This window comes from Pseudomonas sp. PS1(2021) (assembly GCF_020405165.1).
GTDB lineage: Bacteria > Pseudomonadota > Gammaproteobacteria > Pseudomonadales > Pseudomonadaceae > Pseudomonas > Pseudomonas aeruginosa.
On sequence record NZ_CP084484.1, the window covers coordinates 5,453,828 to 5,469,408 of the forward strand.

The window sequence follows — 15,581 nt, forward strand, 5'->3', positions numbered from 1 at the left end:
AACGGCGGCGTCCCCAGGAGGGGCGCCGCCCACCGACTTCCCACAAGGAGATCAATCATGGCTTTCAACATGCACAACCGTAACCTACTCAGCCTGATGCACCACAGCACCCGCGAGCTGCGTTACCTGCTCGACCTGTCCCGCGACCTCAAGCGCGCCAAGTACACCGGCACCGAGCAGCAGCACCTGCAACGCAAGAACATCGCCCTGATCTTCGAGAAGACCTCCACCCGCACCCGCTGCGCCTTCGAGGTGGCCGCCTACGACCAGGGCGCCAACGTCACCTACATCGACCCGAACTCCTCGCAGATCGGCCACAAGGAGAGCATGAAGGACACCGCGCGGGTCCTCGGCCGGATGTACGACGCCATCGAGTACCGCGGCTTCAAGCAGGAAATCGTCGAGGAACTCGCGAAGTTCGCCGGCGTTCCGGTGTTCAACGGCCTGACCGACGAATACCACCCGACCCAGATGCTCGCCGACGTGCTGACCATGCGCGAGCACAGCGACAAGCCGCTGCACGACATCAGCTACGCCTACCTGGGCGACGCGCGCAACAACATGGGTAACTCCCTGCTGCTGATCGGCGCCAAGCTCGGCATGGACGTACGCATCGCCGCGCCGAAGGCGCTCTGGCCGCACGACGAGTTCGTCGCCCAGTGCAAGAAGTTCGCCGAGGAAAGCGGCGCCAAGCTGACCCTCACCGAGGATCCGAAGGAAGCCGTGAAGGGCGTGGACTTCGTCCACACCGACGTCTGGGTGTCGATGGGCGAGCCGGTGGAAGCCTGGGGCGAGCGGATCAAGGAACTGCTGCCCTACCAGGTCAACATGGAGATCATGAAGGCCACCGGCAACCCGCGGGCCAAGTTCATGCACTGCCTGCCGGCGTTCCACAACAGCGAGACCAAGGTCGGCAAGCAGATCGCCGAGCAGTATCCGAACCTGGCCAACGGCATCGAGGTGACCGAGGACGTCTTCGAGTCGCCCTACAACATCGCCTTCGAGCAGGCCGAGAACCGCATGCATACCATCAAGGCGATCCTCGTCTCGACCCTCGCCGACATCTGACCGCGGCCCTGCGCCCCGGCCCACGCGGCCGGGCGCAGCCGCCTTCCGGAGGTAACCGATATGCGTATCGTCGTCGCATTGGGCGGTAACGCCCTGCTACGCCGTGGCGAACCCATGACCGCGGACAACCAGCGGGAAAACGTGCGGATCGCCGCCGAACAGATCGCCAAGGTGGCGCCCGGCAACGAGCTGGTGATCGCCCACGGCAACGGCCCCCAGGTCGGCCTGCTGGCCCTCCAGGGTGCCGCCTACGACAAGGTCTCGCCCTACCCGCTGGACGTCCTCGGCGCGGAAACCGAGGGCATGATCGGCTACATGATCGAACAGGAAATGGGCAACCTGCTGCCGTTCGAAGTGCCGTTCGCCACCATCCTCACCCAGGTCGAGGTGGACGGTAAGGATCCGGCGTTCCAGAACCCGACCAAGCCGATCGGCCCGGTCTACTCCAGGGAAGAAGCCGAGCGCCTGGCCGCCGAGAAGGGCTGGAGCATCGCCCCGGACGGCGACAAGTTCCGCCGCGTGGTGCCCAGCCCGCGGCCGAAGCGGATCTTCGAGATCCGCCCGGTGAAGTGGCTGCTGGAGAAAGGCACCATCGTCATCTGCGCTGGCGGCGGCGGTATCCCGACCATGTACGACGAGGCCGGGAAGAAGCTCAGCGGCGTCGAGGCGGTGATCGACAAGGACCTCTGCTCCTCGCTGCTGGCCCAGGAACTGGTGGCCGACATCCTGATCATCGCCACCGACGTCGACGCGGCCTACGTCGACTGGGGCAAGCCGACCCAGAAGGCCATCGCCCAGGCCCACCCGGACGAACTGGAGCGCCTCGGCTTCGCCGCCGGCTCCATGGGTCCGAAGGTCCAGGCCGCCATCGAGTTCGCCCGCGCCACCGGCAAGGACGCGGTGATCGGTTCGCTCGCGGACATCGTCGCAATCACCGAGGGCAAGGCGGGAACACGGGTCAGCACGCGCAAGGCGGGCATCGAGTACCGCTGATACACCACCCACAGGGCCGCTTCGCGGCCCTTCTTCATTCTCCTCTGCCGGCATCGGGCGAAAGGTGGATAGCGCCACGCCTCTGCGCGCGGACTTTCAAGCAAGTCCCGCAACACTCGCCCACGCCCCACCTCTGCCAACAGCCCGGCCATGGGCGTCAATCTCCCCACGGCAGACCGCCAGCACTTGTGGAAAGCCCACGCAACGCGGTATTCAGTAGGAAAATACGTGACTCGATAGTCATGATTCACGTCAGCATAGTCACCCTGATCATTTCAACGGCCACTGGCTCGTGCCCGGGTCCGTGAAGCTCGCCTCGCCGACGGGAAAGGCCGCCATCGCCGCCACGCGCTTCCCGCTCCGGACCAGGCAGCAGCCCGGCACGCGAACGACTATTCGAAGGAGTTTCTGAGTGATGTCTCGACTACCGGTCATTGTTGGTTTCGGTGGCTATAACGCAGCAGGCCGTAGTTCCTTCCACCACGGCTTCCGTCGCATGGTCATCGAATCGATGGACCCGCAGGCGCGCCAGGAAACCCTAGCCGGCCTGGCGGTCATGATGAAACTGGTCAAGGCCGAAGGCGGCCGCTACCTGGCCGAAGACGGCACGCCGCTGTCCCCGGAGGACATCGAGCGGCGCTACGCCGAACGCATCTTCGCCTCTACCCTGGTGCGACGCATCGAACCGCAGTACCTCGACCCGGATGCAGTCCACTGGCACAAGGTCCTCGAGCTGTCCCCTGCCGAAGGCCAGGCGCTGACCTTCAAGGCCTCGCCCAAGCAACTGCCCGAGCCGCTGCCGGCCAACTGGTCGATCGCTCCCGCGGAGGATGGCGAGGTACTGGTGAGCATCCACGAGCGCTGCGAGTTCAAGGTCGACAGCTACCGTGCGCTGACGGTGAAGTCCGCTGGCCAGTTGCCCACCGGTTTCGAACCGGGCGAGCTGTACAACTCGCGCTTCCACCCGCGCGGCCTGCAGATGTCGGTGGTCGCCGCGACCGACGCGATCCGCTCCACCGGCATCGACTGGAAGACCATCGTCGACAACGTCCAGCCCGACGAGATCGCGGTGTTCTCCGGCAGCATCATGAGCCAGCTCGACGACAACGGTTTCGGCGGCCTGATGCAATCCCGCCTGAAGGGCCACCGGGTCTCGGCCAAGCAACTGCCGCTGGGCTTCAACAGCATGCCCACCGATTTCATCAATGCCTACGTGCTCGGCAGCGTCGGCATGACCGGCAGCATCACAGGCGCCTGCGCCACCTTCCTCTACAACCTGCAGAAGGCTATCGACGTCATCACCAGCGGCCAGGCCCGGGTGGTCATCGTCGGCAACAGCGAGGCGCCGATCCTGCCGGAGTGCATCGAGGGCTACAGCGCCATGGGCGCACTGGCCACCGAAGAAGGCCTGCGCCTGATCGAAGGCCGCGACGACGTGGACTTCCGCCGCGCCAGCCGGCCGTTCGGCGAGAACTGCGGCTTCACCCTGGCCGAGTCCAGCCAATACGTAGTGCTGATGGACGACGAACTGGCCCTGCGCCTGGGCGCGGATATCCACGGCGCGGTGACCGACGTGTTCATCAACGCCGACGGTTTCAAGAAGTCCATCTCCGCCCCCGGCCCGGGCAACTACCTGACGGTAGCCAAGGCGGTGGCCAGCGCGGTGCAGATCGTCGGCCTGGACACCGTGCGCCACGCCAGCTTCGTCCACGCCCACGGCTCCAGCACGCCGGCCAACCGGGTCACCGAATCGGAAATCCTCGACCGCGTGGCCAGCGCCTTCGGCATCGACGGCTGGCCGGTCACCGCGGTGAAGGCCTACGTCGGCCACTCCCTGGCCACCGCCAGCGCCGATCAACTGATTTCCGCCCTGGGCACCTTCAAGTACGGCATCCTCCCTGGGATCAAGACCATCGACAAGGTCGCCGACGACGTCCACCAGCAGCGCCTGAGCATCTCCAATCGCGACATGCGCCAGGACAAGCCGCTGGAGGTATGCTTCATCAACTCCAAGGGCTTCGGCGGCAACAACGCCAGCGGCGTGGTGCTGTCGCCGCGAATCGCCGAGAAGATGCTGCGCAAGCGCCATGGCCAAGCGGCCTTCGCCGCCTACGTCGAGAAGCGCGAGCAGACCCGCGCCGCCGCCCGCGCCTACGACCAGCGCGCGCTGCAGGGCGACCTGGAGATCATCTACAACTTCGGCCAGGACCTGATCGACGAACATGCCATCGAGGTCAGCGCCGAACAGGTGACGGTGCCCGGCTTCAGCCAGCCGCTGGTATACAAGAAGGACGCGCGTTTCAGTGACATGCTCGACTGAGCGCCACCACAACGGAAAAGGCCCGGCTAGACCGGGCCTTTTCGTTTCAGTGCAGCGCGCGCCAGTTGGATCAGCTCGCTGCGCCACTCGGCGCCACTACCTAGATGTGTTGGCTCACGTATTGGCAAGACTGGCATGACACACCAGTAATTGCCAGCCCACGCAACCAAAGCCGCCGGTGAACAAAGCCTGCCGGGTCTCCTCGATGATCGGCTCACACATCAGCATCGCTATCCCGGGGATCCTCTAACACATAGATATTGTATTGCCGTATTTTGGCGTGTGGAACCCACTTATTCTAGTGCATTAGCCAAAACATGTACATTAAAGATTTTTTGAATGTTATATAGCAACTCCATTCAAAATTGGAGTACATAAAATGCCAATGGAATTCCCTCCAACTACAGTAATTGGTCGCCCACCTTTCGCCACACCGTTCCCTTTGAGCTTTTCCGGCCTGAGTTCTACAGGCTGGGGGCATAATGGCGAATTGGCCGGGCATGGTCCAGCCCCGGTCGATGAAAGTGATGTTTACTGGGATCTTGTAGCTCCAGAAGGTCCATATCATCTTTGGTACAACCAGACTCTTCTTAAAAGCCTGGAAAACTACATAAAGAGTCGAACAGGATATACTCCGAGCCTTTATAATGCCTATTTCCTTGACCTTGCGGTGAATAAGCAAAACCCATTACTCGCCCTGTATAACACATCAGAATTGATCATCGATTGGAGCAAGATTCATCAACCACAAAAAGAGTGGTACACCTTAAAAGAGGTCACACAGAATGCATTCTTCCAGAGCAAGGCTATTGGTCTCGCAATGGCCCATGATTTCCTGCTTTGGAAGGAAGAGAGCAACGTAAATGACTCTCAATATCGAGTACAAGAAGTATTCGACAATGGCGGGCGCGACATTCTAATAGATGAAAAACTTGCAGCCAATCCTTACTCTTACGGGAAAGCGTTATTTCATTATATTTACGGGAAAGGTGCCCCCTTGCACATGAACGTGCCAGATATCGGGATTAAGCTTACTCCCCAAGATATTCAACCTCTTAGGGATATGATCAAAATGAGTCATACCCCTACCACCCGACCTGTCCACGTTGAGCGGCTCTCATACTGGACTGGTAGAATCAGCAATGATGTGAAGTACACGCTGGGAAATATCACCCTGAAAGTAACAGGCCAGTTCCAACGCCAATGTCATCAACTTAAGGAATTTTTCCTATAAATATCATATAATTAGCGCTAAATTCAGCGCATAGGAGAAACCCTTTTGGCCCCTCATTCCACACCGTTTGACACCGCCCAGCAAACCCTGGCTTGAAAATTGTACAAAAATAACCAGTCAGCTCGATTGTCCCGACTTCATCGATACCCACCGCCAGCGCCCTCACGACTTTACCCGCCGACGCCAACTGACCTTCAAGAACCTCGTCCTGTTTTTGCTCAATCAGCCACGCACCGCCCTGCAAACCGAGCTCGATCAGTTCTATCGCGTGCTCAACCAGGCCTCGGCCGAGACCCAGGTGGTCACCGCGCAGGCCTTCAGCAAGGCGCGCGGCAAGCTCAAGCCCGAGGTCTTCGAGAGCCTCAACCAAACCCTTCAGCAACAGCTCGACAGCCTCGGGCTGCGCCAGACGTGGCGCGGGTTACGGGTACTCGCCGTGGACGGCTCGACCGTCCATTTACCGCTGGAGTCGGTCATGACGCGCTTTTTCGGCTGCCATAGCGAGTTTCCCGTTGCCCGTCTGTCCATGCTCTACGACGTCGCCGACGGCCAGACGCTACACAGCCTGATCGTGCCATCCGCAGTCGGCGAGCGCGATTGCGCCCATCTGCACCTCGAGCATCTGCCCGCTGACAGCCTGACGTTGTTTGATCGCGGCTACCCCGGACACTGGCTGTTTGCGCTGTTCGAGCAGCACCGGCGACATTTCCTGATGCGCCTGCCGTGTGGCTACAACGCGCAGGTCAAACAGTTTCTCCGCTCGGGGCAGACAGAAGACACGCAGTTCTTCTCTGCCAGTCATCCCGAGGCGCGCCTGTTCTGTACCGAGGCCGGCGTCGATCCCGCGGGCCGGGTCGAATTGCGCCTGATCCGGGTCGAGCTAGCCAGCGGTGAAAGCGAAGTGCTGCTGACCTCCCTGCTGGATCGACAGGCCTTCCCGGCCGAGGTGTTCGCGGATCTTTACCACCGCCGCTGGGGCATCGAAACGGACTACCGCCGCCTCAAGCAGACCCTCTGCCTCGACAACTTTAGCGGCCGTAGCGTGACGGCCGTGAAGCAGGACTTTCATGCCGGGCAACTGCTGAAAAACCTAGCGCTGCTGATGCAACATCTGCTGCAACCGGTCATCGAGCAGCGCCACAAAGGCCGCAAGCTGCGCTGGAAGGTCAACTTCACCCAAGGGGTGTCACGCCTCAAGAACACCCTGGTCGACCTGCTGGTACGCCCCGGTGTGCAGGGGCTGGCCAACGTGATGGAGTTGATGGCCAACAGCCTCAGCGCTGTGCGCCCGGGCCGCAGCTTCCCGCGCCAGCGTATGCGCCTGGCCAGTCGCGGCTGCGAGGGCTACAAACCGACGCGCTAAGAACAAGCAGCACCCGAACTGCACCGCAAAAAAGCTGGCCAGACAGCGGCCGGCACGCGCTCGCCCGGAAAACGAGAAATCCCGCCCGCCGAGGCGAACCGGCATCCATTAAGCTGGCGTCTGGGTCGCACATGCGCTGAACTGGGGAGCAAAACCAGTGAAGGCACTGCTGCAACCGCGCGTCCAAGCCCCGGGATTTCTTGCCCCGGCCAGGGCTGGGGGCTTAAGTTGATGACATTGGTTCCAACGCTTCACCGATAGCCGCTGGAAGTTCACGGGTACGGTTAAGGTCTGGGATGACGTGTACGATGCCAATCTGGATTTCCAGCGCCCCATGGATGAGCAAACAGCAACCAGATTCTTGGCAGAGTTGAAAAATTACGGAGCCACTAATTTTGACATCAAGATGTACGGCGAGGCTCCCATTGAGCTATCAGGCACTGGAGATAAGTTGTAATACCCCCTCGAAAGCACCTATCTCTTGATAGGTGCTTTCTCATCACTGGAGGAAAGCACGTAGTAAAAAAATACGAACCCCAGCCATAGGGGAAGCATCGCCTTATACTCTCCACTGAAAAAAGAGCAGGCAAACCCTACCATCCAAATCGCAAGAAGAGTTCCACTCAAAACCTGTATGGGCCTGCTACGAAATATCAAGCCGCCAGTTTTCCGACAACCTAAGATCAGCAATGGCAGGAGTATCAAACAGACAGTAAAGGCAAAAACGCAAGAAACAAGCCAGGAAATTAATATATTATCCGCCCAAGTAGGGTATAGCATTCTATCCAAATTTATAGATGTTACTAAAACCTCTGAGATCACTATGGAAACTGGAATCGCAAAATACAGGAAGACCAAAAGTACACGATTTCGCCTCACGATCACTGGCGATGGCAAGAAATATATAGCAAGTGCCAAAATAAGCGAGCAAATCGAATACCGCTCCAAATAAATTTTATCGGTAAGCTGCCCAAGCAACTCATCCTGAAATAACTCCTCAGCAGCCAGCCTTGAAGCATAGTCATTTATGTCCTCAGGATAAATACTTACCAACACATCAGAACTCTTCAAAACATCCATGGTCAGCGAAGCTGAGAATAGACAAATCGATATTATCGCTATCACAACCGCAGCTAAAATACGAAAACGATAGAGCAATAGATATATTGGCATAAAGACCTCCCTTAAGCTCATGCATTCTACGTCCTGCAAGTCTTTAGCCATGTGTGATTTCGATGGATTTTTCATGGAGCCCATGATCCTCCCCAGGCTTCGGAAAAAATCACACAGGAACTTACTCAGGCGCCACCCCTATCGGCACCGGCCGACAGCTCAACGAAAAGCCCCGCTCATACGGTCATGCCGTTCACCAAAGTGAATATTTGATGAGCCACTACCGAATCCCGCTGTCAGTCATCTGCTGCGGGCTATTTGCATGTTTTCTGTCAGCCCGAGCGGGCAAAACATCGTAATCTCCCATAGAGACCAGAAAACAGATCAGAAAAACGCCGCGCCCCCATTGGGGTGCGGCGTTTTTCTTAAGTAAACAGCATTAGGGTTCGACCAGCTCTTCCGTTTCAGTGCAGCGCGCGCGCCAGTTGGATCAGCTCGCTGCGCCACTCGGCGGCGCGCGGCAGGGCCAGGAAGGAGCCGTTGAGGTAATCCTCGCGCGGCTCGTAGGTGAATGGCGCACCATGCAGGTCGAGCACCTCGCCGCCGGCGCCTTCCAGCACACCCTGGGCGGCGGCCGTGTCCCATTGCGAGGTTGGCGTCAGGCGCGGATAGCAGTCGGCAGCGCCCTCGGCCAGCAGGCAGAACTTCAGCGAACTGCCGATGCTGGCTCGCCGCAGGTCGCCGAAGCGCTCGCTCAAGCCATCCAGCAGGCGCTCCTGGGCCGGGCTGCCATGGCGCTTGCTGGCCACCACGGTGAAGGCCTCCTCGGGCTCCAGGCGCACACTGATCGGTTGCGCGCGGCCATCGGCCTCCTCGCGCCAGGCACCGAGACCGGCGCCACCGTAGTAGCAGCGGCCGCTCACCGGCACGCCGACCAGACCGAACAGCACCCGGCCATCCTCGACCAGGGCCACGTTGACGGTGAACTCCTCGCTACCGGAGATGAACTCCTTGGTGCCGTCCAGGGGGTCCACCAGCCACCAGCGCCGCCAGTGGCCGCGCTCGCTCAGCGGTATCTCGCAATCCTCTTCGGAAAGCACTGGAATGTCCGGCGCCAGCGCCCGCAACCCCGCCTCCAATATATGGTGCGCGGCCAGGTCGGCGGCGGTCACCGGCGATTCGTCGGCCTTCGAGCGCACCGCCACGTCGGCGCGCCAGTGCGGCAGGATCGCCTCGCCGGCGCGCCGCACCAGCGCCACCAATTCGCCCCAGGGCACCGGTCTCATGCCTGGTACTCGCCGCGCTGAGTGAGCAGGTCGCGTACCAGGTACAGCGCAGCCAGGGCGCGGCCTTCGCTGAACTGGGCGTGCTGGGCCAGGCTCGACAGTTCGCGCAGGCTGATGCGATCGACGCCCATCGGCTCCGGCTCGTCGCCCGGCAGGCGCTCCTCGTAGAGGTCGCGCGCCAGCACCACCTGGATGCGCTGGCTCATGTAGCCCGGCGACAGCGACAGTTCGGTGATGTGCTCCAGTTGCCGGGCACCGTAGCCCGCTTCCTCCTTGAGCTCGCGGTTGGCCGCCGCGAGGATGTCCTCGCCCGGCTCGACCAGGCCCTTGGGCAGCGACAACTGGTATTCGTCCACCCCGGCGCAATATTCCTCCACCAGCACCGCGTGCTCGGCATCGAGCATGGCCACCACCATCACCGCACCGTAGCCCTGGCCCTTGCCGACCAGACGCTCGTAGGTGCGCTCGACGCCATTGCTGAAGCGCAGTTGCAACTCCTCGACAGCGAACAGTCGGCTCTTCGCGACGATCTCGCTGGCGAGTACGGTGGGTTTCTGACGCATGTGGATAACTCCTTGGCGAAGCCGGCGGGTTATCATACCCCGGCTTTTCCGATTATCCCTGTCGGAGATTGATGGGAAGCGACAGATTTCCGCATCGATCGCGACGAACCGCGACAAGAGCCGCCATGCCCACCCTGCCCTGGTCCGCCATCGACACCGTGCTGCTCGACATGGACGGCACCCTGCTCGACCTGCACTTCGACAACCACTTCTGGCTGGAACACCTGCCCCAGCGCTATGCCGAACGCAACGGCCTGAGTCGCACCGAAGCCGACGCCGTGCTCGAGCCGCTGTTCCGCGAACACGCCGGCCAGCTCAACTGGTACTGCCTGGATTTCTGGAGCCGGGAACTGGACCTGTCGATCCGCGAACTCAAGCACGAGGTGGCGCACCTGATCTCGCTGCGTCCGCACGCCGATACCTTCCTCGCCGCCCTGCGCCGGGCCGGCAAGCGCGTGGCGCTGATCACCAACGCGCACCGCGACTCGCTGTCGCTGAAGCTGGAACGGATCGAACTGGCGCCCTATTTCGACCGACTGATCAGCTCCCACGACTACGGCTACCCGAAGGAGGACGCGCGCTTCTGGAGCGCCCTGCAAGCCGATTTCGGCTTCGACCCGCAGCGCAGCCTGTTCATCGACGACAGCCTGCCGATCCTGCGCAGCGCCCGCGCCTATGGTGTCGCCCACCTGTTGGCGGTACGCCACCCGGACAGCCGTGGCCAGGTCCGGGACACCGAGGAGTTCGCCGCCCAGGAGGACTACCGGCGGCTGCTCGAAGGACTGCCGTAGCCGCGGAAACGAAAACCCCGCCACGCGGGCGGGGTTGGCGAAACGCCGGGATCACTCGGGAATGCGCAGGACCTGGCCGGGGTAGATCTTGTCCGGATGGCTGAGCATCGGCTTGTTGGCCTCGAAGATCTTCATGTAGGCGTTGGCATTGCCGTATTCGGCCTTGGCGATGGCGCTCAAGGTGTCGCCTTTCTTCACGGTGACGAAGCGCGCCTCCGGAGCGGCCTGGGCCACGGTGATCTTGTCTTCCACCGAGGAGACGCCGGCGACGTTGCCCAGCGCCAGCAGGATCTTCTCTTTCTCCTCCTGGCTGGCCACCTCGCCCGAGGCGATGACCTTGTCGCCTTCCACCGAAACCTGGATGTTCGGGTTGCCCAGGCCGACCTTGGCGACGTGCTCCTTCAGCGACTCGGCCGCCTGTGCCTCATGCCCCGTCAGCGTATCCCACAGCTTTTCACCGGCTTCCTTCACGAACGCGAAAATACCCATCTTTGGTTCTCCCTTTACGGTTACGGTTGCAAGCGGCCGGCGCAATCCCGATCCGCGACTAGCCAAGTCTAGACTGCAAAAACCGGCGAAATATCCCTAGCCTCCTTCGCCACCCCATAACACTGCGCCCATTCGCGTTAAGATTCGGCGACACCCCCGCCACGGAAGCGCCGATGGACATCAAGCAACTGAAATTCCTCTGCGCCCTCGACGAAACCCGCCACTTCGGCCAGGCCGCCGCACGCTGCCACGTCACCCAGCCGACCCTGTCCATGCGCCTGCGCAGCCTGGAGGAAGAACTCGGCCTGGAACTGGTGCGACGCAGCCAGCGCTTCGAAGGCTTCACCGAGGCCGGCGAGCGCGTACTGGCCTGGGCACGCAGCCTGCTGGCGGCCCAGGAAGGGCTGTACGCGGAAGCCGCCGCCTGCCGCGGGCAACTGGTCGGGACCCTGCGCCTGGGTGTGGTGCCGCTGGCCAGCTTCGACCCGATGCGCCTGGTCCAGCACATGGCCGGGCGCCACCCGGAGTTGCGTTTCCAGCTCTATTCCCTGAGTTCGGAACAGGTACTCGAAGGCCTGGCGCGCAACCAGTTCGATCTCGGCGTCTCTTATCTGGACCGTCTGGACCGCAGCCATTTCGAGGGCATCGAACTGGCGGAGACCCGCATGGGCCTGCTCCATCACCCCAGCCATTTCCCGCTCGACGCCGCGCTGCTGAACTGGGATGCGCTGGCTGGCCTGCCGCTGGGCCTGCTCTCGGCGGGCATGCACTTCCGCCAATCCATCGACCACAACTTCCGCAGCCGCGGGCTGAGCCCCATCGCGCGCCTGGAAACCGACTCGGTGCAGCAACTGCTGCAGGCGGTGCAGCGTGGCTTGTGCTGCGCGATCATGCCGTTGGGCAGCGAAGTCGACGACGAGTTGCGCCTGGTCCCCATCGAGGACGCCCATACCCTGGCAGCGCTCGGCCTGATCATTCGCAGCGGACAGCCGCGCTCGGCGCTGGCCGAAGCCTGCTTCGAGGAGGCCCGGACCTGGCTGGCGCCCGCCGGCTTGATAGACCCTGTCGATCAGGGTATCGGCACAACCGATTAGACGCCGCTCCGCGACAGGCCTAGGCTGGCTCCACACCTAGAACGATAGGGCCCAGCCCATGCCTTGCCAGCCTGCATGCCCGGTATCCGCCGATACCTGGGCGCCTTCCGCCGTTCCCGACGTTTACCGCTACGCCGACCTGCACCTGCCGCAGCAGATCGGCCAGGCCTCCCTTGCCGCCGAGTGTGCCCTGGCGATCAGTTACAACGGACTGAACCAGGCGGTGATGATGGCCTCGCCCGAGGACATCGAGGATTTCGTCCGCGGCTTCAGCCTCAGCAGTGGCTTCGTACAGGCCATCGACGAAATCTATGAAATCCGCGTCAGCGGCCAGGGCGAATCCCTCCACGCCGAGGTCGAGATCAGCAGCCGCGCATTCTGGAACCTCAAGCGCCAGCGCCGGCAACTGGCCGGCACGTCAGGCTGCGGCCTGTGCGGCGTCGAAGCCCTGGAGCAGGCGCTGCCGCAACTGCCGGAGCGGTCGTCGCAGGCGCTGCCTCCCGCCGTCCATCTCGGCGCCCTGCGCCAGCGTATCGAGCAGGCCCAGCGACTGGCGCGCCATAGCGGCGCTCTGCATGCCGCGCTGTATTTCGACGAGCATGGCGAGCTGCGCCTGTGTCGCGAGGACATCGGCCGCCACAACGCCCTCGACAAGCTGATCGGCGCCCTGCATGGACAGGGACTGGATGCTGCGCAGGGCTTCGCCGTGGTCACCAGCCGCTGCAGCCTGGAGCTTATCCACAAGGCCGTACGTGCCGGGATCGGCACCCTGGTCAGCCTCTCCGCCCCCACCGCCCTGACCGTGCAATGGGCGCGCCGCCACCAACTGAACCTGATCCACCAGCCCCATCACAACGCCCCGCGGGTCTACAGCCCGGCGCCGGCCGCAACCGAGTGAGTCCGCCATGAGCCTGCAACCTCTCCAACCCCGCTACAAGCCCTATGCCGGCGCCGCCGCCGGCTGGGGCGCGCTGCGCAGCGTGGCGCACTTCTGGCTGGACAGCAAACAGCCGTTCAAGAACCTCCGCGCCCTGCTCAAGACCAACCAGAACGGCGGTTTCGACTGCCCCGGCTGCGCCTGGGGCGACTCGCCGGAAGACGGCCGGGTGAAGTTCTGCGAGAACGGTGCCAAGGCAGTCAACTGGGAAGCCACCAAGCGCCGCGTCGACGCGGCGTTCTTCGCCCGCTACAGCGTCAGCGCCCTGCGCGAACAGAGCGACTACTGGCTGGAATACCAGGGCCGCCTCACCGGACCGATGCGCTACGACCCGCTCAGCGACCACTACCAGCCGATCACCTGGGACGCCGCCTTCGCCCTGGTCGCCGAGCACCTGCGACGCCTGGATAGCCCCGACCAGGCGGAGTTCTATACCTCCGGGCGGGCCAGCAACGAGGCGGCCTACCTCTACCAGTTGTTCGTCCGCGCGTTCGGCACAAACAACTTCCCCGACTGCTCGAACATGTGCCACGAAGCCAGCGGCGTGGCACTGGGCCGCAGCGTCGGGGTCGGCAAGGGCAGCGTGACCTTCGACGACTTCGAACACGCCGACGCGATCTTCATCCTTGGGCAGAACCCCGGCACCAACCACCCGCGCATGCTCGAGCCGCTGCGCGAGGCAGTGAAGCGCGGTGCCCAGGTGGTCTGCTTCAACCCTCTCAAGGAGCGCGGCCTGGAGCGCTTCCAGCATCCGCAGAACGCGCTGGAAATGCTGACCAACGGGTCCTCGCCGCTGAACACCGCGTTCTTCCGTCCGGCACTGGGCGGCGACATGGCGGCGATCCGCGGGATCGCCAAGTTCCTCCTCGCCTGGGAGCGCGAAGCCCAGGCCGAGGGTAGCGAGCCGGTATTCGACCACGCCTTCATCGCCGAGCACACCGACGGCCTCGAGGCCTACCTGGCCGAATTGGATGCCACCCCCTGGGAACACCTGGAGCGCCAGTCCGGGCTGAGCCTGGCGGAAATCGAGCAGGCTGCGCGGATGTACCGGCGGGCGAACAGGGTCATCGTCTGCTGGGCGATGGGCATCACCCAGCACCACCATTCGGTGGCGATCATCCAGGAAATCGTCAACCTGCAACTCCTGCGCGGCAACCTGGGCCGCCCGGGCGCCGGTCTCTGCCCGGTCCGCGGCCACAGCAACGTTCAGGGTGACCGCACCATGGGCATCAACGAGCGGCCGCCGGCGGCGCTGCTCGACGCACTGGAACGGCGCTTCGGCTTCGAAGTGCCACGCCACAACGGGCACAACGCCGTCGAGGCGATCGCCGCGATGCTCGCCGGCAAGTCGAAGGTCTTCATCGGCCTGGGCGGCAATTTCGCCCAGGCCACCCCGGACAGTCCGCGCACCCACGCCGCCCTGGCGTCATGCGACCTGACCGTGCACATCAGCACCAAGCTCAACCGCAGCCACCTGACCACCGGCCGCGACGCACTGATCCTGCCCTGCCTGGGGCGCACCGACATCGACCGCCAGGCCGAAGGCCCGCAGGCGGTCACGGTGGAAGACTCGTTCAGCATGATCCACGCATCCTACGGGCAACTGGAGCCGCTCTCGCAGCAGATGCGTTCGGAGCCGGCGATCATCGCCGGCATCGCCAAGGCAACCCTGGGCAACCATCCGGTGGACTGGGACGCGCTGATCGCCAACTACGAGCGCATCCGCGAGCTGATCGCCGACACCATCCCCGGTTTCGCCGACTTCAACCGCCGCGTCCGCCATCCCGGAGGCTTCTACCTCGGCAACTCCGCCGGCGAACGACGCTGGAACACCGCCAGCGGCAAGGCCAACTTCGTCGCCAACCCGCTGCCCCGCGACCTGTTGCCGGCACAGGTGCGCGACAGCGGCCTCGAACCCGACCTGATCCTGCAGACCCTGCGCTCCCATGACCAGTACAACACCACCATCTACGGCCTGGACGATCGCTATCGCGGAGTGAAGGGCCAGCGCGAAGTGGTATTCGCCAACGAGGCGGATATCCGCCGCCTGGGCTACCAGCCGGGCGACAAGGTCGACCTGGTCTCGCTGTGGAGCGATGGCATCGAACGCCGGGTACGCCGCTTCACCCTGCTCGCCTTCGACATCCCGGCCGGCCAGGCAGCCGCCTACTACCCGGAAACCAATCCCCTGGTGCCGCTGGAGAGCGTCGGCGTCGGCAGCCATACGCCGACTTCGAAGTTCATCGCGGTACGCCTGGAAAAGGCCACGGGCGACGGGCGCATTATCTGAAGCCCATGAAAAACGCCGCCTCCTGCAACAGGAGGCGGCG

13 protein-coding genes are annotated in these 15,581 nt (G+C 62.8%); 9 read left to right on the forward strand and 4 right to left on the reverse strand.

Annotation, left to right across the window (positions count from 1 at the left end; translation table 11 throughout):
* Positions 1 to 57: 57 nt before the first annotated feature.
* The 5 genes from LE197_RS26005 (at position 58) to LE197_RS26025 (ending at position 6,978) form a co-directional block, all read left to right on the forward strand.
* Entirely contained in the window at positions 58 to 1,068 is a 1,011-nt protein-coding gene (locus LE197_RS26005; protein ID WP_003096197.1) for an ornithine carbamoyltransferase, read from the forward strand.
* A 60-nt stretch (positions 1,069 to 1,128) separates the two neighbouring features.
* Complete coding sequence (gene arcC / locus LE197_RS26010; RefSeq protein ID WP_003100033.1) at positions 1,129 to 2,061, forward strand: carbamate kinase; 933 nt, start codon at positions 1,129 to 1,131, stop codon at positions 2,059 to 2,061.
* Positions 2,062 to 2,476: 415 nt separating this feature from the next.
* Positions 2,477 to 4,381, forward strand: a complete 1,905-nt coding sequence (gene fabY / locus LE197_RS26015; protein WP_019681080.1) for a beta-ketoacyl-ACP synthase FabY — start codon at positions 2,477 to 2,479, stop codon at positions 4,379 to 4,381.
* Between the two features lie 379 nt (positions 4,382 to 4,760).
* Positions 4,761 to 5,615 carry a lipid II-degrading bacteriocin gene (locus LE197_RS26020; RefSeq protein WP_226033748.1) on the forward strand — a complete coding sequence of 285 codons (855 nt, stop codon included), beginning with the start codon at positions 4,761 to 4,763 and terminating at the stop codon, positions 5,613 to 5,615.
* Positions 5,616 to 5,682: 67 nt separating this feature from the next.
* A complete protein-coding gene (locus LE197_RS26025) occupies positions 5,683 to 6,978 on the forward strand; it encodes an IS4-like element ISPa45 family transposase (RefSeq protein ID WP_226033749.1) in 1,296 nt (431 codons plus the stop codon).
* A gap of 474 nt (positions 6,979 to 7,452) precedes the next feature.
* Here the strand turns inward: LE197_RS26025 and LE197_RS26030 are convergent, their stop codons facing one another.
* From LE197_RS26030 to nudE, 3 genes are all read right to left on the reverse strand, one after another.
* A complete protein-coding gene (locus LE197_RS26030) occupies positions 7,453 to 8,226 on the reverse strand; it encodes a hypothetical protein (protein WP_170872208.1) in 774 nt (257 codons plus the stop codon).
* Between the two features lie 329 nt (positions 8,227 to 8,555).
* The gene (gene cysQ / locus LE197_RS26035) at positions 8,556 to 9,377 is read right to left on the reverse strand and encodes a 3'(2'),5'-bisphosphate nucleotidase CysQ (protein WP_003100038.1); all 822 of its coding nucleotides are present in this window, start codon (positions 9,375 to 9,377) and stop codon (positions 8,556 to 8,558) included.
* Positions 9,374 to 9,940 carry an ADP compounds hydrolase NudE gene (gene nudE, locus LE197_RS26040; protein ID WP_003096206.1) on the reverse strand — a complete coding sequence of 189 codons (567 nt, stop codon included), beginning with the start codon at positions 9,938 to 9,940 and terminating at the stop codon, positions 9,374 to 9,376. The genes cysQ and nudE overlap by 4 nt, the downstream gene beginning before the upstream one ends.
* A gap of 125 nt (positions 9,941 to 10,065) precedes the next feature.
* Between nudE and yrfG the strand changes: the two genes are divergently transcribed.
* On the forward strand, positions 10,066 to 10,731 hold the full coding sequence (gene yrfG, locus LE197_RS26045; protein ID WP_003114065.1) for a GMP/IMP nucleotidase: 666 nt from the start codon (positions 10,066 to 10,068) through the stop codon (positions 10,729 to 10,731).
* Between the two features lie 51 nt (positions 10,732 to 10,782).
* On the opposite strand, the gene lysM is transcribed toward yrfG, so the two are convergent.
* Positions 10,783 to 11,220: a peptidoglycan-binding protein LysM gene (gene lysM / locus LE197_RS26050; protein WP_003096210.1), complete on the reverse strand. Its 438-nt coding sequence runs from the start codon at positions 11,218 to 11,220 to the stop codon at positions 10,783 to 10,785.
* Positions 11,221 to 11,393: 173 nt separating this feature from the next.
* Here lysM and LE197_RS26055 point away from each other — a divergent pair, with 173 nt between their 5' ends.
* From LE197_RS26055 to LE197_RS26065, 3 genes are read left to right on the forward strand one after another with little or no spacing between them, the layout of a single operon-like run.
* Positions 11,394 to 12,314 (forward strand): LysR family transcriptional regulator, encoded by a 921-nt coding sequence (locus tag LE197_RS26055; protein WP_003096212.1) that lies wholly within the window; start codon positions 11,394 to 11,396, stop codon positions 12,312 to 12,314.
* A 58-nt stretch (positions 12,315 to 12,372) separates the two neighbouring features.
* Complete coding sequence (fdhD, locus tag LE197_RS26060; RefSeq protein ID WP_023108867.1) at positions 12,373 to 13,212, forward strand: formate dehydrogenase accessory sulfurtransferase FdhD; 840 nt, start codon at positions 12,373 to 12,375, stop codon at positions 13,210 to 13,212.
* A gap of 7 nt (positions 13,213 to 13,219) precedes the next feature.
* The gene (locus LE197_RS26065; RefSeq protein WP_003114064.1) at positions 13,220 to 15,541 is read left to right on the forward strand and encodes an FdhF/YdeP family oxidoreductase; all 2,322 of its coding nucleotides are present in this window, start codon (positions 13,220 to 13,222) and stop codon (positions 15,539 to 15,541) included.
* Positions 15,542 to 15,581: the final 40 nt, after the last annotated feature.